This is a genomic window from Aliiroseovarius sp. F47248L, assembly GCF_023016085.1.
In the GTDB taxonomy this organism is placed as follows: Bacteria; Pseudomonadota; Alphaproteobacteria; order Rhodobacterales; family Rhodobacteraceae; genus Aliiroseovarius.
Genome location: NZ_JALKBF010000001.1, coordinates 420,829 through 441,204, shown reverse-complemented (window position 1 = coordinate 441,204; position 20,376 = coordinate 420,829). Strand labels below are relative to the sequence as shown.

15 protein-coding genes are annotated in these 20,376 nt (G+C 55.4%); 7 read left to right on the top strand and 8 right to left on the bottom strand.

Features of this window, described 5'->3' with window-relative positions:
• Positions 1-149: 149 nt before the first annotated feature.
• The 4 genes from MWU51_RS02250 to MWU51_RS02235 all read right to left on the bottom strand — a co-directional run bounded on the left by MWU51_RS02250 (position 150) and on the right by MWU51_RS02235 (position 5,388).
• Complete coding sequence (locus MWU51_RS02250; RefSeq protein WP_247034149.1) at positions 150-668, bottom strand: DUF305 domain-containing protein; 519 nt, start codon at positions 666-668, stop codon at positions 150-152.
• A 485-nt stretch (positions 669-1,153) separates the two neighbouring features.
• Positions 1,154-2,377 (bottom strand): helix-turn-helix domain-containing protein, encoded by a 1,224-nt coding sequence (locus MWU51_RS02245; protein WP_247034138.1) that lies wholly within the window; start codon positions 2,375-2,377, stop codon positions 1,154-1,156.
• 619 nt (positions 2,378-2,996) lie between these two features.
• On the bottom strand, positions 2,997-4,421 hold the full coding sequence (locus MWU51_RS02240; RefSeq protein ID WP_247034131.1) for a DUF2235 domain-containing protein: 1,425 nt from the start codon (positions 4,419-4,421) through the stop codon (positions 2,997-2,999).
• 517 nt (positions 4,422-4,938) lie between these two features.
• Entirely contained in the window at positions 4,939-5,388 is a 450-nt protein-coding gene (locus MWU51_RS02235; RefSeq protein WP_247034129.1) for an antitoxin Xre/MbcA/ParS toxin-binding domain-containing protein, read from the bottom strand.
• Between the two features lie 424 nt (positions 5,389-5,812).
• Between MWU51_RS02235 and MWU51_RS02230 the strand changes: the two genes are divergently transcribed.
• The 3 genes from MWU51_RS02230 (at position 5,813) to MWU51_RS02220 (ending at position 9,320) form a co-directional block, all read left to right on the top strand.
• On the top strand, positions 5,813-6,694 hold the full coding sequence (locus MWU51_RS02230) for a metallophosphoesterase (RefSeq protein ID WP_247034127.1): 882 nt from the start codon (positions 5,813-5,815) through the stop codon (positions 6,692-6,694).
• Between the two features lie 1,030 nt (positions 6,695-7,724).
• Positions 7,725-8,318, top strand: coding sequence for a hypothetical protein (locus MWU51_RS02225; RefSeq protein WP_247034125.1), 594 nt, complete (start codon positions 7,725-7,727; stop codon positions 8,316-8,318).
• A gap of 114 nt (positions 8,319-8,432) precedes the next feature.
• Positions 8,433-9,320: a metallophosphoesterase gene (locus MWU51_RS02220; RefSeq protein ID WP_247034123.1), complete on the top strand. Its 888-nt coding sequence runs from the start codon at positions 8,433-8,435 to the stop codon at positions 9,318-9,320.
• Between the two features lie 573 nt (positions 9,321-9,893).
• Here MWU51_RS02220 and MWU51_RS02215 read toward each other — a convergent pair.
• Positions 9,894-10,205, bottom strand: a complete 312-nt coding sequence (locus MWU51_RS02215; RefSeq protein WP_247034121.1) for an ETC complex I subunit — start codon at positions 10,203-10,205, stop codon at positions 9,894-9,896.
• 568 nt (positions 10,206-10,773) lie between these two features.
• Here MWU51_RS02215 and uvrB point away from each other — a divergent pair.
• Positions 10,774-12,948 (top strand): excinuclease ABC subunit UvrB, encoded by a 2,175-nt coding sequence (gene uvrB, locus MWU51_RS02210; RefSeq protein ID WP_281502632.1) that lies wholly within the window; start codon positions 10,774-10,776, stop codon positions 12,946-12,948.
• Between the two features lie 184 nt (positions 12,949-13,132).
• On the opposite strand, the gene MWU51_RS02205 is transcribed toward uvrB, so the two are convergent.
• Both MWU51_RS02205 and MWU51_RS02200 read right to left on the bottom strand, forming a co-directional pair.
• The gene (locus tag MWU51_RS02205; RefSeq protein WP_247034119.1) at positions 13,133-15,367 is read right to left on the bottom strand and encodes a molybdopterin cofactor-binding domain-containing protein; all 2,235 of its coding nucleotides are present in this window, start codon (positions 15,365-15,367) and stop codon (positions 13,133-13,135) included.
• 2 nt (positions 15,368-15,369) lie between these two features.
• Positions 15,370-15,828 carry a (2Fe-2S)-binding protein gene (locus MWU51_RS02200; protein ID WP_247034117.1) on the bottom strand — a complete coding sequence of 153 codons (459 nt, stop codon included), beginning with the start codon at positions 15,826-15,828 and terminating at the stop codon, positions 15,370-15,372.
• Positions 15,829-16,226: 398 nt separating this feature from the next.
• Here MWU51_RS02200 and MWU51_RS02195 point away from each other — a divergent pair, with 398 nt between their 5' ends.
• The 3 genes from MWU51_RS02195 to MWU51_RS02185 are packed head-to-tail and all read left to right on the top strand — an operon-like array spanning position 16,227 to position 19,769.
• Entirely contained in the window at positions 16,227-17,567 is a 1,341-nt protein-coding gene (locus MWU51_RS02195) for an NAD(P)-dependent oxidoreductase (protein ID WP_247034115.1), read from the top strand.
• Positions 17,567-18,871 carry an NAD-dependent dihydropyrimidine dehydrogenase subunit PreA gene (gene preA / locus MWU51_RS02190; RefSeq protein WP_247034113.1) on the top strand — a complete coding sequence of 435 codons (1,305 nt, stop codon included), beginning with the start codon at positions 17,567-17,569 and terminating at the stop codon, positions 18,869-18,871. Before MWU51_RS02195 ends, preA begins: the two co-directional genes overlap by 1 nt.
• Before the next feature lie 7 nt (positions 18,872-18,878).
• Entirely contained in the window at positions 18,879-19,769 is an 891-nt protein-coding gene (locus MWU51_RS02185; RefSeq protein WP_247034111.1) for a DMT family transporter, read from the top strand.
• On the opposite strand, the gene MWU51_RS02180 is transcribed toward MWU51_RS02185, so the two are convergent.
• Complete coding sequence (locus MWU51_RS02180) at positions 19,750-20,376, bottom strand: TetR family transcriptional regulator C-terminal domain-containing protein (RefSeq protein ID WP_247034104.1); 627 nt, start codon at positions 20,374-20,376, stop codon at positions 19,750-19,752. The genes MWU51_RS02185 and MWU51_RS02180 overlap by 20 nt on opposite strands.

Sequence of the window (20,376 nt, the reverse complement as noted above, 5' to 3'; positions counted from 1 at the left end):
GTCAACGGAAGTCCATGTGTTCAGGCTTTCCAATGATGTTACCATGGTCAGCACCGCCGAAGATGCCCTTAGTCTTGATTGTTGCAACCGGTTTACCATCCTTTGTTGAGGGCTCGAACTCTGCCGCTGTCATGGCTCTCTCGCCCAGCCTAATCAACGCTGTACCTCGGCGTACCCGGAGCGGCGTCGCCATTGGCTTCGATTTCGCTGATGTAGTGCTTCATCTCGGCAATCTCACCGCGCTGAGCCTCGATAATTGCATCCGCGAGAGCACGCACACGCGGATCAGAAATATCAGCCCGCTCACTGGTCAGGATGGCAATGGAATGGTGCGGAATCATCGCGCGCATCCAGGCGAGGTCTTCCACGGTCTCCTGGCTACGCACGAGCCATAGTGAGACGCCAAAGGCGACGATGGCCCCGATGAAGATTGCGATATTGAGGTTACGATTGGAGTACATCCCCAACATGAAAGAAAGCATGATAACTGCCATCGCCGCACCCATGTAAAGGGCCATCCACATCCGGGTTTGCGAGAAAAAGACGTGATCGAGCGCGTAAGTATTGAGATACATTAACGCAAACATCACGACTGTTGATGTGGCGATCATAGCTGAAAAAAGGCCGTATCCCATTCCGCGCTCTCCATTCTGCTTCTGATGATCCATGACATCCTCCTACTGTTGCTTGCAATTGAGTCGATAGCCACTGCACTTACATAACGAGCCAGATGGTATTTCGTTCCGCCGACTGTATTCTCGGCAGGCAAAAGCGAAATAATGTGCCGAACCTGCGATCAGCACCTCGCGTTGCATCCCGACTATCGCCTTTCGTCAATCCTGTCATGGAGGTCGCGAATGTCCGGCGACCAAGGGATTTGATGCAACTGACGATGGCGAGGATAGCTTCGTCCGTCAGGGCTGCCCCAAGACCAACGTTGGTAGTGTCTGACGCTCTCAGAGGCTGCACCGGGCACTCGGTTTCAATTTGGCCACCGCAACAGATTTTGGCAGAAAAATGCAGCTGTCAAATTTTCGAGTTTTTCAATAAAAGTACATCAAGCAGACTTTGCATAGTCGTTAGATGGCCTAAGCTGAAGTTTAGGTAGAGCTCAGGGGATTGTTCCTTCGCAATACCGGTTGTCAATAGAAATCTAGTGACGAACGCATCCAAGACCTTTGGCAACCTCGCCTTGACCTACCATCCCTGCAAAATGAGTGTATCGACCCGTCATCGCACGTACTTGGCCCGCAATGACCGACTCATGAACATCCGCCTTACGAGCGTAAGACTGTACCTTCGCTTTGGAAATATTCCCTGCTACTCTACTTAGCTCGTCGTGAATATCGTCTGGCACCAAAGCACTTCGGGCCAATGTGTTTGCTTCGTCTTCCATAATTGGATCGTTACCGAATGCTCCGGTTGAACCCTCTGTCTCGTCAATGATTATACCTTCGTCGGACAAGTGCCGCTCTACGTGCGCACATTCATGCAGCAGGGTGAACCAGAAGTTGTCGAGCCTGTGGTGGCGTAGGCTAACAGCGATTGCAGGTTTGCCACTTGGAAGGCTGAAACATGCGCCGTCGATATGCGTCTTCTTCAAGCAAGGGACATAAACGGCGGTGATGCCCGCTTCGTCGAGCTTGCGAAATGCACGCTTTGGTCCATCGGAATACAGGCTCAGCTTGGCGATCTCTCGTCTAAAGCAATGCCCCACGCCATCTGTAATGAAATCATTCTCGCTCTCGCAGTTTATTGCCTCACCCATGGCTTTCATGAGCCAGGCGTTCACAGAATAAGGATTGGGCTCTTTGTTCTCAGCGCCACGGAAGCGAACTCCCGCAAACTGCGGGGTAGAAACTCGTGCCGCCGACATTAGGTTTCGAATGCAAACTTCGATCTCATCAGCTTTCGGCTTAACGCTCCCAAGCCATCCTAGATTGAACATTTCCGTGATTGGAAAAGACTTCCAGTCTACGTTAGGGCAGGGCTCAGGCAGCGTTGCTTCGGCTTTGCCCAGAAGCACATCTGTTGGAATTCTTAGCTTCTCATGGAGTGCTCGCATCATGTCTAGTGACGGTTTGCGTTTTCCATTTAGCACTTCCGAGACACGCGACTTCGGGAAGTCGATAACGGTGGCAAGTTGAGTGCGGTTGATACCGAGTTGATCAATGCGAAACTCAATCGCTTCTACCGGTGTCGGAAGCTGAACCGGGAAATGCTCGCTCTCGTATTTCTCGACCAAGATTGCCAGCACTTCGAGGTTGCGAACGTCTTCTTCAGGAAGCTCATCCTGCAACATCAGCGCATCAATCTGCTCCATGGCCCATGCATGGTCAGTTACGGTCTTGATTGGTCTGATATCTAGCTTTTCCATGTGACTGTTCCTACGTCGACTTCATCGTATTCATTATGGGTTCCGATGAACTCGATCTTGATGACTCCAGCTTGGTAGTTGATCCGAACTACTAGTCTGAAATGGTTCCCCTTGATTTTGAAGATCGTTACCCCGTTTCCTTTCCCGACCGGTCTTGCATTAGGGTACTGAGCCTTTAGTTCGCCTGGGTTCTTCCACTTTGCCGCAACCGCTTCTTGGTACCATGCCCGGAGTGCGCCCGCAGTTTCGTTCCCTCGCTTGTGCGTTTTGATGAAGTGTTCGATCCTTTGTATAGATATAACCTTCATCTCTTAGTTACCCATTTGGTTATCATTATCAGATTACCGCTTTGGTAACTCTTCACTAGATAGCGGCTAAAACTTACATTGGCAATCGGAATTTAGTCACTTCTCCTTGAGGAGCCGATACCCAGTTCACCCGCCAACGTCGCCATATTGGGTAAGTAACACTGACTGTGGGTTGGTTTGCATTACGAGTTTGCAACTGCAGCGAACGACTGCTTCAACGGGTCGCATCGCAGCAGCAGATCGGCTGGTCAATGACCGCAAAGGGCCGTCCTTTGCGTGGCCGCAATGCACTCATGCCTAATCGCGTGTTTCTATTTGTAAAACTCTTTTGCTCCTGGATGATCCATAAGTTGCACAGGCCGATAAGGCTTCATTTCTCCCACATGAGATACTTTTGTGGCACCCAATCTCTCAAGCACGGAAGGATGCAGCGGAAAACCCGGGTGGATTTCTCGAGGCTTCGATGGCCAACGACGTTTGAAAGGTCCGTAGCTGAACATAAATTTTTCTTCATGCTGCATGGCCAAAGCGTCCGGGTACACGAACAGCATATCATCGTTGATTCGGATATCCGGCACGCATTCCTTGAGCTCTTCGAGCATCCACTGGAGCGCAATATCGCTCAATCGTGACTCGGGCTCGGGGTAGCTGCCCCCGACATCGCTGTGACATCCTGCAAACCAGAGTTGCATTAGCCACGGTGGGTTGCGGCCCTCGGTCTTCTTGGCCTCGGCAGGCATAGCCCATTTCACACGGGGGAAGCTCTTGCGGTTCTCGTCGATGGCCAACGCGTGGCGCGCATGGCCGACGTCAGAATCGAGCCACTTGTCGTAATTCTCGAGGTTCCAGACAGCCCGGTGGCCAAACTTCCAGATCTTCGGCCAGTCCCAGATGTTGGTGATCCGGAGAGGGTTGCTCTCGTCTGGAGAGAAATACTTCCACTGCGACCAGCGCAGCTTTCCATACCAGTACATGATCAGACCAAAGAGCAGTACGAGAGGTGCCCAGAAAATCCAGCTAACGGAGTTCCAGATCATTAAAGCGATGAGGCCCACAAGAACCGCAAGAATTGACCAAGCGACAACCGTTACTTGAGCGTTCCCAAGTGCGGCGACTGTGTCAAAGACGCCGATGAATGTTGGTTGCACGTTGCCCTGCACGTCCTCTTCCGCGTCAGGCACGTAGCTCTCGTATTTTTGGCGGAAGCGCCGTCCGAGTTCTTCGCGACGTTCGTAATGGGGCTGCAATCCTCGCGGACGACCGTTGCCGTGGTTGTACACGAAATTCACGGCATCGCTGGCGATCTTGCGGAGACGTGGTCCAAACTTGGGCACGTCTGTGCCATCCGGCATTCGTGTCGGGACACCGCAGAGGTTCATCACGTTAGCTACGGCTCGGACAGTGTATGCACCGCGGGAAAATCCAATGAGGATGATGCGATCGCCAGACTCATAGTTGGCGATGATGTTCTCGTAGCAGTCGATGACATTTTCATCGATACCGGTCCCGACCGCTGCGGAGAGAATGTTCCTTATGCGCTTGAGTGTGAAGCCTCCGACTTCCCCCGCACCCAGACCCGGGTCGTAATAGCAGACTTGGTTGGCGGGACTGATTGGGGAGGAAGGTCCAGGCCGCATCGCGCGGAACATCTTGTAGACGTTTGAGAGGCGTTGGTCTGGGCGCAGTCCACCAACTTGGCCAGTCCCGTCTGAAAAGATAATGATGTTCTTTGACATGCTCAGTCGCCTCGCGTTTATAGTTTGTTCCTGTATCGTTGAGCGGGCAAGTGGCGTCAACCAAACTCCAAATGTCACGCCTTTTCGGACGCTTAGCGGATCAAGCGCGGCCATGACGCCGATAAGGATAGTCGCTTCCCTATCATCGATACTAACTCACATGGACCTGTTGTCAGCGTCCGTTTTCGGGAAGCTGCATCATAGATACAGTATGGTCGCTGAAAGTCGGTAAAGAGCCGTCCGGGCGGCCCAGAACTCCCTCTTGTTACAGACGTCATCTGCCTGAAACCGCCGACGGAAGTCACTGGGAGAACCAGTGGGCGCTCCGGCTTGAGAGAGTAGGCGAATAATATCCACATCGTGCTGGATGTTCCGAGCGGCTATGCCGACATCTCTGAACTTTACCCTCGCGATGGGATCCTGTCGGGCCGGAGGGCTTAATTGTTGACACATCGAAGATTTTGCCGGTTTGTGTCTGGAGCATTCCAGATCCGGCATGCCGACATTGATCTCTGCATCACACTGAGAAGCCAGCCTCCGCACGGTGCATCAGATTTACCACAGCATCTGCGCCAGCTGAACTTCTGCAAGCAAGCTCCAAGGGTGCTCGGCCACCAAGAAACGGGTGGCTGCGCGATAAGAAGGCCGCAGCCGCATTCTCATCTCCGTCGTAACTGCGACAAACTAAATCCCAGACCCTACCGACCTCATAAAGGCGATCGCTCATCTCACGCGATAACGGCTTGCGCGCTTTGTACGCGCGTTTGAATGTAGCTTCAGGGATGATATGCCCGACGACATTGATCGTCGGTCCTAAGGCGGCTTCCATAGCGATGGCTGCCTGTGCTTCAAGGCCCTCAGCGATCTTGTCCGCGAGCGCGACATCGTCCATTTTGGCGGCATTCTTGAGACCGAGAAGAGCCGCGATACGGCCAGACTGGGTAGCAGATGATGTGACGTGGGTCATAGTGCCGCCTTTTCTATTTGATCAATATCTACGCGTCACTTGGTACGCTATCAAATTTGATTCACCTTCCAGCAAGATCCCCTCCTCAGCTACTCGACGCATTATAGGGTGCTTTGTGTTGTCAACAATGCCTGCTTCCGGATGCTACCCAGCGGTGCTTTGTTAGACGATCAATGACCGGAATGGGCCGTTGGTGCCATCCGTACGATTTTTCGCAAATGACTATACTTGCGAATAACGCAGGGAAAAGATGCGTCCGGCCTTGCCTTACAGGGCATCGCCATATCCCAAGATGCGCGAAAAAAGTGAGGGCTTCACTATTCGCAAATAATCTTTTAAAAACAGTTATTTAATGAGTTGACACGCATCTTGCTCCGCTGTCAGGTAACGGCAAAGCTCTGCCGACCGATCGAGGGAAATTAACGTGGATCACACAATACCGTACGAGAGCGGCCGGATCGCAATCCTGGCGGATTTTCATATCGACAGCTATGAACGGGCTGGTGAAAATGTCGTGACTGCGAGCGGGCTTGAACGTCTCTTCGACGGCTCACTCGATGCGCTTCTCATTGCTGGAGATTTGACAAACGGGCCGCCGACACGGTGGATCAGAGGCCTCTCCTATCTGACACACCATATTGCGCCAGAGCGCATCTACGTCATTCCGGGAAACCATGATTATTATGGCGCGGCATTGACCGACGAACATCTTCTCGCCGAACACGCACGGTCGATTGGAGCGCATTTCGTTCAGCAGGCGGAGTTGCGCCATGGCGATACACGGCTCCTGTGCTGCACACTCTGGACCGATTTCGATCTGGTCGGGGACGCGGAGAAAGCCATGGGTGTCGCTGGTCGTATCATGCGGGATTACTCACAGATTTGGAAGGAGATCCCTGTTAAACCGCTGGCCACCGGGGACGGGATTGGTTGGCAGCCGTCGGTCAGTGAAATAGAACCCGAAGATATTCTGGCACTTCACCGTGACCATCGAGATTGGCTTGAGCGCGGGTTGATGACACCTCATCCTGCCGGCGATGCTGGCCGCACTGTTGTTGTGACCCATCACGGACCGCATTTGTCCGTCGCCGGACCGATCGACGATCTCACGCCAGCTTTTCACTCTGACATGACGGACCTGATCGAAAGGTTTGAACCCGACGCTTGGTTCTTCGGTCACTCCCACAGAAGGTTGCGCGCAATAGTCGGCAAGACGGATGTGCGCAACGTGAGCGTCGGTTACGCGCGCGAGTTTCACCGGTCGGAAAGCGATTATCTAATCGACGCATGCGTGTGGGAGAGCTGAGTTGGACCCGAATGCTTATGACCTCATTCTTCTGGAAACTCTGAAGCAAGCAGACCCCGTTATTTCTGTGGCTTCGGGCGGTGATTCTTATGTGGTGACGGGTTCGATTCCGCTTGAGGTTCTTAAGGCATTCGAGGCCCTGACCCCATCGGTACGATACGTTAAGGTGGGTCCAGCGCGGTGTGTTCCAATAGGTGATTGGTTGTCTTGCAGGGAGCGGTTGATTTCGAAGTTGATGAGACGCATGACAAGTCGTTCATTTGAACTCGGTATCAGTGGCCCCACATCTGATGATCTAAAAAATGCGCCGACTATATCACCCTGGATAGCAATCCGTGATCCTGAATATGGTGGGGCGATACTTGTGGGAATGCAGACCGGTCACCCTACCTTGAGAGGACCTTTGATAAGTACTTCGCGGCTTTGCGGGATCGATGCCAGCAGAACATGGGCGCGAACAGTGTCGCGGTGGTACCGGCTGAACGACCCAGCGACGGCGGACAATCTGACCGAACGATTGGGCCGGAAAGCGGCGGGGTTGAGAGCCCGCGCGCTGGAATTCTCGGAGCTTCAAGCCCTCATTGCGGAAGACTTGGTCCGCGAGGGGCTCAAGGATGTCTGAAAGCGCCGCAGCTTTCCGGGGGCTGTTTGAATTCTACAATCAGTTCCGGCCGCTATATTGTATGTGGAGACCATTATGACAACGCATCGCAGCAGACCGCGCGCTATTTGCATTGATCTTGTCAGATCACTTTTGACTGAACACCAGGCCCTGCCTGAAAACGTTCGGATTGCACGAGAACTCAACGCCAATCTAGGATTTCATATTTCGCGAAGGGGGGCCGAAATCTGGCAGGCCGCACACGACGCGGGTTTGCCTATCGTGGTCCTAACCGAGCTTCCAAAGGCTCAAGTAAGATCTGCAATCGACGCCTTACCCTCTGATGCCGATCTGGTCATCGTATCGGAAGCTACCGAAACGCGTGGTGGCAGGTCCGTCCTGCTCGAAAGCGCGGCAAGGGGCTTTGGCATGAAGGCGAACGACATTCTGTACATAGGTGATGCGGAAGGCTGCGACATTGAAGCCCCAGCCTCATTTGGGATGCGCGTCTGTTTTGGCGATGACGCAGTGCAACAGGTGCAATCGCTTGATAACCGACGGCGCGGCACTCTGGCTTCTGGCAGACATGGAGACGACGCTGAGCTTGCACATACGGTCCTTTTGCCGCTCGATCTGAACATCTATGACATGGGGGACACCGAGCTTTTCAGGAAGCGGTGTCACTTCGTCTTCGATACAGTCTTGATTATAGAAGGTCTTGTCGCGACCTCAGGTTTTGGCCTTAAAGCCATAGAAAAAAATGTCGCAGGTCACGCCGTGATTGTCTTCGGCGCGGCTGGCATTGGTGAAGCGTCTGATGTCAGCGAGATCGTGCATGAAAGACTGCACCGCATTAAGTATGGGGGAGGCGAAAAACTCATCCTTGTTCACACTGAAAACCCCAAAGCGGTCGATCGACTTAACATCGCAGGGATCGCGGAAGACCTTGGTTATGACGTCGAATTAAGGACTTGGAAAACTCTGATGTCGCAGTTCGATCAGAATCCCATATTGGACGTTTGAAACGCGCTGACGGCAAATTGCCAAGCCGCTCACCAGCATCTCAGTAACGAATGGCGCAGCGCTGATTTTGCCCAATGTCGCCACGCAAACCCAACCTGAACAGATTGGAGAGCCATGCCTGATGACCCGCAGCCCTATGCTTCTTATAGCTTGCCATGGCGAGGCCTGCCCAGCGACCTGCCAGAAGAGATGGAAGTATTCGCGATCGGTGACGTCCACGGGCAGGCTGACCTGCTTGTACAAGTGTTGGACGAGATCAAAATCACGCCAAGACAGGCGCGCACGCGGCATCTGGTCTTTCTCGGAGACCTGATTGATCGCGGACCTGAATCGGTCCGCGCCGTTGATATAGCGATGGGGGCAAGCCAGTTCGCCAGTGCGGACGAATTGCACGTCCTGCCCGGCAACCATGATCTGTCTCTGATCTTCGCGCTGTCTTCACCCAGACTGCTCTCTCGCTGGGTCTCAGATGGTGGTGGTAGCGTCTTGGCTGAGATCGGTATGTCAGAAAGCAAGCACTCCTCGGGCGAGATCACCGAAGAACTCAAGCGGGTGTTGCATCCTGAATATCTGCATAGGATGGCCGAAGGACCAACCCATAAGTACCTCGGAGAAATACTCTTTGTTCATGCCGGCGTTCATCCTTACGGTGATATCGCCGAGTTTCTGGCGCAGGATCGGTTCTTTGTCGCGATCGAGGACCACTGGGCGACAATGCGTTACCCTTTTCTGTCACATCGGGAGGGTTGGGATTTGCGAGATCCAAACCCAAAACGGCGTTACCATAAACCGACCGTTATCGTTCATGGTCACACGCCCGCTCTTCGGCGCGATATTGTCACGCCCGACGATCTGAAGGTTTGCGACGGAATCGAAGACTATCGCACCATCGCGCTCGATATCGGTGCCGCATATCGGCCGCAATTGGCCTTTGCACACTTCCGGTCTCAACACGGCGCGGCCCAAGTTCAGATTTCTGCGGTTAAGAAATTCTTAGTCTGAAACAAGTCACCGGACGATAAAGTCAAAGTGCATCTTTGTTGTCCTGACGAGCCGGTTAGATATTGCACGACGAGATATCGCTCAAAGGCCGCAACGATGCGCGCCGCAAAGGGGATGCGCGTCTTGGGAGGCGTCGGACTCGACTAAATTCTTTCACTGGTGACCCGGGGCGGGTCGGCTCACAAACGATCAAGCTGCAAGAAGCGTAGAGCTTCCCCATTATCCGCTGGCCATCCCGATGCACCAAACTGTCTGCACGCGATAGTCCCCGATCTGCAGGTTACGCGAAACAACCTACGCGCGCCGAGAGAAACACGCTCCTCGTTTAATGGTGCCTTGTCGCCGCCCTCGCCCCTCTCCGTTCCTCGAAACATTCGCTGCGAATGATGGATCGTGTGAGACCGATCAGAATAGCTTTCTGTTCAACACAAACAAAGAAGGCGACCTGGTCGGTCGCCCATGACTCTAAATGTTGTGTGCGCTTCGGTCACGAGACCAACCTATTGATCCGGGCGGTGGTTCGCGGGATCCTTACCCCGATTTCGAGACAACTTTGCCCCGATTTACATCGCTTCAGTGCGTCCAGGGGCCGCGCCGGTTGGTGGCAAAATTTTCACCATAGCCACCAGACCGAATATTCACCCGGCGTTTGTGCGGTTCTTGCACAATCGCTTCGATGCCGCGCTCACGGGCATAGCTCAACGCTGCTTCTTTGGTGTCGAATTTCAGACGTACCTGGCTTTGAGTATCCGATGAACTGGTCCAGCCCATCAACGGATCCACGTCGCGCGCCTCGTCTGCTGCATATTCCAGCAGCCAAACCTTGGTCCTAGCCTGCCCTGATGTCATGGCATTACGAGCGGGTTGGTAGATACGTGCACGCATCCGGGATCTCCTTGAAAGCCTGAGCGGTTTATCCGGCATGCGTGAATGTAATTCAAGCAAAATTGGCACTTGATCGCGACAGCTTCACATGCGGCTTCCAACCCAGCTGCGGGCTGGAAGCGCATCGTGAGTGGTGGTTTTGAGAAATCAGAGTGGCTGCCGGTAGCTCCGAGGGAGCGAGGGGTGGGGTGGGGTGGGTGTATCGTCGCCACCGGCAGTCCGTTCTGCTGCTTGCCACACAAACCTAGCGTGACGCCATAGCTGAGACAAGTGCAAAAACACTTTTAGTTGCATATTTCACAAAAAAAATTCTATTTTTTATTTTATTTTTCAGGTAGTTAGATAGCACAAAACAAAAAGGTGGCTTTCGCTCCTCTTTGCACACATGCAACCATTGGTTGCTTACTGGTAAATGCTTTCACAGCCTTGAAAGCCACTATCTGGATTTCATAATCCGAAATACGCGCTGTCCGCTCAATTCGCTAATTATGGGGAGGGAGAGGTAAAGTAATCCTTACCCCTTGAAGAAGAACAAAATGTGACCATTCTAAACGGCGGAAGGATTCGCATGACCCATAGCCCGCTGACCAACCCAACACTCGCCCCAACCGCGCGTCCCAAACTTGAAGGTGGCAAGCGATTTGAGATGAGCACCCCTTTTAAACCCGCCGGTGACCAACCCACTGCCATCGCGGAATTGGTCGGCGGTATTGACGCAGGGGACCGCGATCAAGTGCTATTGGGCGCAACCGGCACCGGCAAAACCTTCACCATGGCCAAGATCATTGAAGAGACCCAACGCCCTGCGATCATTCTCGCGCCAAACAAGACACTTGCTGCCCAACTTTACGGCGAAATGAAAGGATACTTCCCCGACAATTCAGTCGAGTATTTCGTCAGCTACTACGACTACTACCAGCCTGAAGCCTATGTCGCCCGGTCTGACACCTTCATTGAGAAGGAAAGCCAGATTAACGAACAGATTGACCGGATGCGCCACTCGGCCACACGGGCATTGTTGGAACGCGATGATGTGATCATCGTGGCGTCGGTCAGCTGTATCTACGGTATCGGATCGCCCGAAACCTATACCGCCATGACGCAGGATATCACGGTCGGCGAAGATTATGACCAACGCGCGATGATGCGCGACCTGGTCGCCCAGCAATACAAACGCAATGACAACGCATTTCAGCGGGGGTCGTTCCGGGTGCGCGGCGACAGCCTGGAAGTCTGGCCCAGCCACCTTGAAGACCGCGGTTGGCGCTTTTCGTTCTTTGGCGAGGAGTTGGAAAGCATCACCGAGTTTGACACGTTGACCGGCGCCAAGACCGATACGCTGGAAAAGGTGCGCATCTATGCCAACTCGCACTATGTGACGCCGACGCCCACGCTGAAGCAGGCGATCCAGAGCATCAAACAGGAACTGGTCCTGCGGCTGAAGCAATTCGAAGACGAAGGCAAACTGCTGGAAGCCCAGCGCCTTGAGCAGCGCACCAAGTTCGACCTTGAAATGCTCGAAGCTGCTGGTTTCTGCAACGGGATCGAGAATTACTCGCGCTATTTGACGGGACGCGCCCCAGGTGAACCGCCCCCCACGCTCTTTGAATACATCCCTGACAATGCGATTGTCTTTGCGGATGAAAGCCACGTGTCGGTGCCCCAAATCGGCGGCATGTATCGCGGTGACTACCGTCGCAAATTCACTTTGGCTGAGCATGGATTCCGCCTACCGTCGTGCATGGACAACCGTCCACTCAAATTCGAAGAATGGGACGCTATGCGTCCGCAATCCATCTTCGTGTCCGCGACCCCTTCCAGTTGGGAACTGGAACAAACCGGCGGTGTCTTTGCTGAACAGGTCATCCGTCCAACGGGCCTTCTGGACCCAGAAGTCGAAATTCGCCCCGTGGACATGCAGGTGGACGATCTTCTCGACGAGGTGCGCAAGGTGGCCGACCGCGGTATGCGAACTTTGGTCACGACCCTGACAAAACGGATGGCCGAAGACCTGACTGAATACCTGCATGAACAAGGCATTCGCGTGCGTTACATGCATTCGGACATCGATACGATCGAGCGGATCGAGATCCTGCGCGACCTGCGTCTTGGCGCCTTCGACGTGCTGGTGGGGATCAACCTGCTGCGCGAAGGCCTGGACATCCCCGAATGTGGTTTGGTCGCCATTCTGGACGCCGACAAAGAGGGCTTCCTGCGTTCGGAAACCTCGCTTGTGCAAACCATAGGTCGCGCTGCGCGAAACGCCGAAGGCCGCGTCATCATGTACGCTGATCGCATCACCGGCTCGATGGAACGCGCGCTGAATGAAACCAACCGCCGACGCGAGAAGCAGAAGGCCTATAACGACCTGCACGGCATCACGCCCGAAACTGTCAAGAAAAACGTCGATGACGTGCTGTCTGGTCTTTACGAAGGCGACACCGACATGTCTCGTGTCACCGCAACCATCGACAAACCGATGATCGGCGACAATCTGATCGCTCATCTGGAAGGGCTGAAAGCCCAAATGCGCAAAGCGGCTGAGAACCTTGAGTTTGAGGAAGCCGCCCGACTGCGCGACGAAGTGCACCGGCTAGAAGCCGTCGAACTTGCCATCGCCGACGATCCGCTGGCGCGGCAATCAGCGATTGAAGCGGCAGGAGATGCGGCACAAAAAACGAAGGGGCGGTCAACGGCTGGGAAGCCCGGGCAACGGGCAGGTCGCAAAGGACGGGGTCGCTAAGCTACGGCTCTTTGAGTGTCTGATTTCTCAGTCTTGCCTCGTTTCCTCTGCCGTTCTTCTGGCCCAAAATATCCTATGAAACATGCGCGTATGCACAGAGGGTCACCCCCCCCCAATTCAAACGCGCCCGCCATTTCTGACGAGCGCGCCTTGATGTCTGACCCCGTGAGTGGTGGAAGATCGGTCAGACGAATGTGAACCTGTTGGCGAAGGGCATTTCGGTCGGGCGTTCTCCGGTCGCTTGAAATATCGCCTCAGCCAATGCGGGGGCAGCGGGCGGTACGGGGGGCTCTCCGATCCCGGTGACGTGGTCACGGTTTTCCAATCCGCGCACGAAAATTTCCGGCGTTTGAGAGTTTCGCAACCCTTCGAAATCGAAAAAGTTTTCCTGTTCCACAATTCCGTCGGCATAGGTGATCTGGCTGTTGATCGCATGGCCCAATGCCCAGATCACGCCGCCTTGCACAAGATTTTCAAAGTTGACTGGATCCACCACGCGCCCCACTTCGGCAGCGACCCAGACCTTGTCCAGTTCGATCCCGTTTTCTGTATTGCTGATCTCGATCACTTCGGCCACCGGGGTGCCAAAAGACAGGCTGAACGCCACGCCACGAGCCTTGTTCCCATCAAGTGATCCACCCCAACCCGACATCTCGGCCACGGCTTCCAACACCTTGCGCGATGGAATGTCCGTCATCAGGCGCAGGCGTTCCTCGACTGGATCGGCACCTGCTGCATGGATCAGCTGGTTCAGGAAGTTTTCGTGAAAAAACCCGTTTTGCGACGCGCCGACGGACCGCCACGAGCTGACCGGCCCCAATTTCGGCGCGCGGTAACCCGTTACACGATAATGCGGAATGGCGTAGGGCTGATCCCACAGGGCTTGGGTGATCGTGCTGTCCGGACCGGGCAAGCCCAACCCCTGTCGTTCCCCCATCTGGCTGTCGAGGATCGAGGGGCTGGCCACCCGGATCTCTATCGCCGTAACCCTGCCATCTTCGACAGCGCCACGCCCTCGCATCATCGCAATCGGGCGGGTGTAGTCCTGTGCCGTATCTTCTTCACGTTTATAGGTCAGCTTGACCGGCGTGCCCGGCAGGGCTATCGCCAGTTCAGTGCAGCGCTTGACGACCTCGTCCTCCAGCCGGTGCCCGAAACTGCCGCCCATCATCAAGATATGCACATACACGTCTTCAACGGGCACACCCGTCATGCTGGCAACACTCGCCTGCGTCATGCGCGGGATCTGGTTGCCGGTCCATACATCCACGCGGCTGTCTGTTACCAGAACGGTAGCATTTAACGGCTCAAGTGGCGCATGAGCCAGATAAGGCGCACGATATTCAGCCTCAACCGTCATCGGAATGCTGTCTACATCACCATCATCGCGCGGCTGGGCGTCCTGCGAACCGCCTTTAAGCGTATCTGCCAATGCCTGCCAATGATCATCCTGCGAGGCAGGATAAGGAGCTGCACCCCATTCAATTTCGATGGCGTCCGCCGCTTGAAATGCACGCCACGTATTGTTGGCGATCACCCCAATCCCACCCGTCACCGGGATGACATGTTGCACGCCACGCATGGTTTTGGCGGTTGCAGCATCATAGCTAACAACCTCTCCCCCTTTGCGTGGGTTCAGACGAATGGCGGCATGCACCATCCCCTCCATCCGCACATCAATCCCGTACGTTTGAGTGCCGGTTGATTTCGCGATCATATCAACCCGTTGCATGGGTTTACCAACAAGTCGCCACTGGGTTGACGGGCGCAGTGTCACGTCGGTGATGGGATCAATCTGGGCAGCCGTCGTGGCCAGTGCCTGATAGGAGATTCGCTTTCCATTTGGCAGAACAACCGAACCACGCTGTGTTTTCAGTTGCGAGATGTCCAAACCGCTTTGTTGGGCCGCAGCTGCTTTCAGCGTTTCGCGGGCGACGGCCCCCGCGACACGTAGCTTTTCATACCCATCGGGCACAGTTGTCGACCCGCCCGTCAATTGCATGCCCATAAATTTCATTACCGCATCAACGGTCCCGCGCATAACCTTAGCGGCTGCGCTTTGATCAGTGCTTGGAAATGGCACCGCGTCGTTCGCCAACGCTGTGTTATAATAAGCTTTTGACGGCGGGCCGGGATCGACCTGGATCTGGTCAAGTTCGACATCCAGTTCTTCCGCGATCAGAGCTGCCTGAACCGAATAGGTGCCTTGCCCCATATCCGCACGCGGCGTGATCAGCGTGATACCCTCTGCGTTGATCAAGACATAGGGCGTCAGTGCCGCAGTGCCATCCGTCAATCCGTCCAGCAATGGGTTCTTCGCAGGGCGTTTATACTGATAGTACCCAAAAGCGACACCGCCCAGAATGGCGACCGAACCCACAATGAACGTGCGACGTGCGATGGTTCCCGCGCTGCCCATGATCAAGTGTCCTGCAAAGTCTTGGCAGCCGTTTTCACAGCTGCGCGAATGCGGGGATAGGTGCCACACCGGCACAGATTGCCAGACATCACCTCGTCGATATCAGCATCCGACGGCTGCGGCGTATGCGAAAGCAACTCGGCGGCCTGCATCATTTGACCGCCTTGGCAGTACCCACATTGCGCAACCTGATGTTCCAGCCATGCAGCTTGAACAGCGTGTAATTCTTCGGGCGTTCCCAAACCCTCGATCGTTGTGACGGGACCGTCTACATCGGAAACAAATGTCTGACAGGAACGAACGGAAACACCGTTGATGTGCACCGTGCAGGCGCCACAGGCAGCCACGCCACAACCGTATTTCGGCCCGTTCAGCCCAATTTCATCGCGAAGAACCCACAACAACGGCATGTCATCTTCGACATCCACGTCATGAACTACTCCGTTCACCGTAAGTTGCAACGATCAGCCCCCTAATCGCAGATTCTGCCGCTTTGCTCATCTTACCAGCGCATAAATGACCGCTGGTCATGTAATAGTGACCATAGAATAGCGTGTTAAGCAACTGTGATTTAAATATGCCATCCAATCGGTTGATCAAGAACGCAGTGCGCGACAGGGCGCGACTGGCTGGTCACGCTTGAACCAGACATCGAGAGGACGCCACTTCCAGCGGAGTGACGTTCGCGACGTTGTTCAGTTCAGGCATGTGTTAAACAGCATGTATGCGCTCAGCACATTGGCATCGATCACGATGCACTGATCATGAGGGCACCCAGTCATTTTATTTTTTACCATCTGGTAAAATTATTGATTTTATGCCTTCATAGAAGGATCAAAACAAGAATGGGAATCAAAAAATGCCCCAAACCAACAGGGAAAACGGAGTTTCTCCGGCCCGATTAGCGCCAGCCGACGTGCAAGCCAATTTTTCGGACCTTCACCCAGCATATGATGAACACGAGGCTCTTGTGGCCGCGGATCGTTGCTATTTTTGCCACGATGCGCCGTGTATGACGGCGTGCCCGACCTCGATCGACATACCGCTGTTCATCCGCCAGATTGCCACCGGCACGGCGGAAGCGGCGGCCAAGACCATCCTTGACCAGAACATTCTGGGCGGCATGTGCGCGCGGGTCTGTCCGACCGAGACACTCTGCGAAGAAGTGTGTGTGCGCGAGGTTGCCGAGGGCAAGCCGGTCGAAATCGGCCGTCTGCAACGCTTTGCCACCGACACATTGATGGCCAAGGGGGTGCACCCGTTCGTGCGTGCACCTGAGACCGGCAAGCAGGTCGCCGTCGTGGGCGCCGGCCCGTCCGGCCTTGCCTGCGCGCACCGCTTGGCGATGCTGGGCCACAACGTTGTGGTGTTCGAAGCGCGGTCCAAAGGGGGCGGTCTGAATGAATTCGGCATTGCTGCTTACAAATCCACCAATGATTTCGCGCAGAAGGAACTGGATTGGCTCATGGCCATTGGCGGGATCGAAATCCGCTATCAGCAGGCTTTGGGTCAGTCCATCACATTGGACAGGCTGCAAGATGATTTCGACGCGGTGTTTCTTGGCATGGGCCTGACCGCCGTCAACGCATTGCGTCTTGACGGTGAAGACAAAACCAACGTCGCGGATGCCGTCGACTTCATCGCCGATCTGCGTCAGGCAAGCGACCTGACCGCCCTGCCCGTTGGCCGACGCGTCGTCGTCATCGGCGGCGGCATGACCGCGATTGACGCGGGCGTGCAAGCCAAACTGCTGGGCGCCGAGGACGTGACAATCGTTTACCGTCGCGGGCAAGGGGCCATGGCGGCGTCAAAGTTCGAACAGGACTTGGCGCGGCAGAAAGGCGTCAGGTTGATCTGCAATGCAACCCCAGTGGGGATCGAGGGCAACGGATCGCTGACTGCCGTGACCTTCGCTTATACCGAAACGCGTGTTGGCAAGTTGGAGACGCTGGACGAGACCTTCACCCTGCCCGCCGATCAACTGTTCAAAGCCATCGGCCAGAAACTGGGCGAGACGCCGGACGGGTTGACGCTGGACGGCGGCAAGATCACCGTCAACGACGCGCAGAAAACCAACTTGGCGAATGTCTGGGCCGGGGGCGATTGTGCCTCGGGCGGGGACGATCTGACCGTCACCGCCGTTGCCGAAGGTCGCGATGCGGCCATGGACATCCACGCCACTCTGACAGGAGCAAGCTAATGGCCGACCTGACATCGAACTTTCTTGGAATTAAGTCACCCAACCCGTTCTGGCTGGCCTCGGCCCCACCCACCGACAAGGAATACAACGTGCGCCGCGCGTTCGAAGCCGGTTGGGGCGGCGTGGTTTGGAAGACGCTGGGGGCCGAAGGACCGCCCGTCGTTAACGTGAACGGCCCGCGCTATGGCGCGATCCACGGCGCAGACCGTCGCCTGTTGGGTTTGAACAACATCGAACTGATCACCGACCGCCCGCTTGAGGTCAACCTTGAGGAAATGGCCCGCGTGAAGAAGGACTATCCCGACCACGCGCTGATCGCATCCGTGATGGTGCCCTGCGAGGAAGACGAGTGGAAACGCATCATCCCGCGCATCGCCGAAACCGGCTGTGACGGGTTCGAACTGAACTTCGGCTGTCCGCACGGGATGGCCGAACGCGGCATGGGATCGGCTGTCGGGCAGGTGCCGGAATATATCGAGATGGTCACGCGCTGGTGCAAGGAAGCCACCGACCTGCCCGTCATCGTGAAGCTGACGCCCAACATCACCAACATCCTTCTGCCCGCACAGGCCGCAAAGGATGGTGGGGCGGATGCGGTCAGCCTGATCAACACGATCAACTCGATCACCAACGTCAATCTGGACGTGATGGCTCCCGAGCCGATGATCGACGGCAAAGGCACCCATGGCGGCTATTGCGGCCCGGCGGTGAAACCCATCGCCCTGAACATGGTCGCCGAGATTGCCCGCAACCCCGGCACGCGCGGCCTGCCCATTTCGGGCATTGGCGGTGTGACCACCTGGCGCGATGCAGCCGAATTCATGGCGCTTGGCGCGGGCAACGTGCAGGTTTGCACGGCGGCGATGACCTATGGGTTCAAGGTGGTGCAGGAAATGATCTCGGGCCTCAGCCAGTGGATGGATGAAAAGGGCTACACCTCAATCGAAGAAGTGGTCGGCCGTGCGGTGCCCAATGTCACTGACTGGCAATATCTGAACCTGAACCACGTCACCAAGGCGCGCATTGACCAAGACGCTTGCATCCAATGCGGGCGCTGCTATGCAGCCTGTGAAGACACCTCGCACCAGGCGATCAGCATGTCCGAGGATCGCGTTTTCGACGTGAAGGACGACGAATGCGTGGCGTGTAATCTGTGTGTGAATGTCTGCCCAGTCGATGGCTGCATCACCATGGAAACCATCGTAGCGGGTGCCATGGACGAACGAACCGGAAAGGTTGTTGAGAAAGAATATGCCAACTGGACAACCCACCCCAACAACCCAAGCGCCACAGCCGCCGAGTAAGGCTGGGATGGCCCTGTCCTCCTCTCGGCAGGGCCATCTGGCGATGTTATCCTTTTCGGCACTGGTCTCGTTGTCTTTCAGTTTTGGCCACATCGTCGCGAAAGAAATTACACCCACCGCCCTGAACACAGTGCGGTTTGCGTTGGCGGCGCTGGTCCTGTTTGGACTTGCGCGGGTCTTGCGTATTTCTGTGCGCCCGGTCTTCACCGGCTTTTGGCGCTTTGGGCTGATGGGCGGGTTGATGGCCGTATATTTCATCACCATGTTCGAGGCGCTTCGCGTCACAACCGCTGTATCGACTGCGGCGGTCTTTACGTTGACGCCTTTGATGGCGGCAGGCTGTGGGCTGTTGATCGCAGGGCAGAGGTCAGGGCGCTGGACGCTGATCGCGCTGACAATCGGTGCGGTGGGGGCGGTGTGGGTCATTTTTCGCGCGGATATCGGCGCGCTCATGCGGTTTGAGCTTGGTCGTGGCGAGGCGCTGTTTTCTGTTGGTGCGCTGGCCCACGCGTTGGTGCCAGCACTTGCTCGGAAATTGGCAAGCGACGTCAAACCTTTGCAAACATCACTTGGGACTGTGCTGGGTGCTTTGATCGTCACTGGACTCTATGGTTTTGGCGACCTCGTTCACACTGACTTCTCGGCCTTGCGCCCGGCAGTTTGGATGGTCATTGCCTATCTTGCCGTGGTCACCACCGCTGGCACGTTCTTTTTGGTTCAATATGCCGCCCAGCGCCTGCCGGCAGGCAAGGTCATGGCATACACATATCTTGTACCAAGCTGGGTCGTGCTTTGGGATTTCCTGTTTTACGGCACCACCCCCCCTGCCCTTTTGCTGGCCGGTGTAGCTGCAACGCTTCTGGCACTTGCGATGCTGCTCAGGGGTGAAGCGCCCTGACCAACATGTGCTTGATAAACGCTTCTGCGTCTTCGAACCGTGTGTCACTGCGCACCGGCCCCAACACCGCCTGCACCTGAAGGTCAAAATCGGCATAATGCTGGGTCATCGCCCAAATCGAGAAGATGAGGTGATGCGGGTCAATGGTGGCTAGCTGACCTTCAACCATCCAATTGGCAATGACAGCAGCCTTTTCATCGACCAACGATTTAAGGTCTTTCGTCAGCATGTTCCCCAACCTAGGGGCACCGTGCAGGATCTCAGTCGCAAATAGTCGACTTTCGCGCTGCATCTCGCGTGACATCTCCATCTTGCGACCAACATAGGTCAGGATCTCGTCCAGCGGATCCCCATCCTCGGACAGATCGCGAAGGGGGCTGACCCACTCTTCAAGCAAGCTTTCAAGAAGTTCGGAGTAGATAGCTTCCTTGCCATTAAAATAATAAACGATGTTCTGCTTGGATAGACCTGCTGCATCGGCGATTTGGTCCAAAGTCGCTCCGCGCAGTCCTTTTTCCGAGAACACGTCCAGCGCGGCCTCGAATATCGCCCGCCGTTTCTCGCGCTGGATGCGGGTGGGGCGGGATGTCGAGCCTGCTTTAGCCAT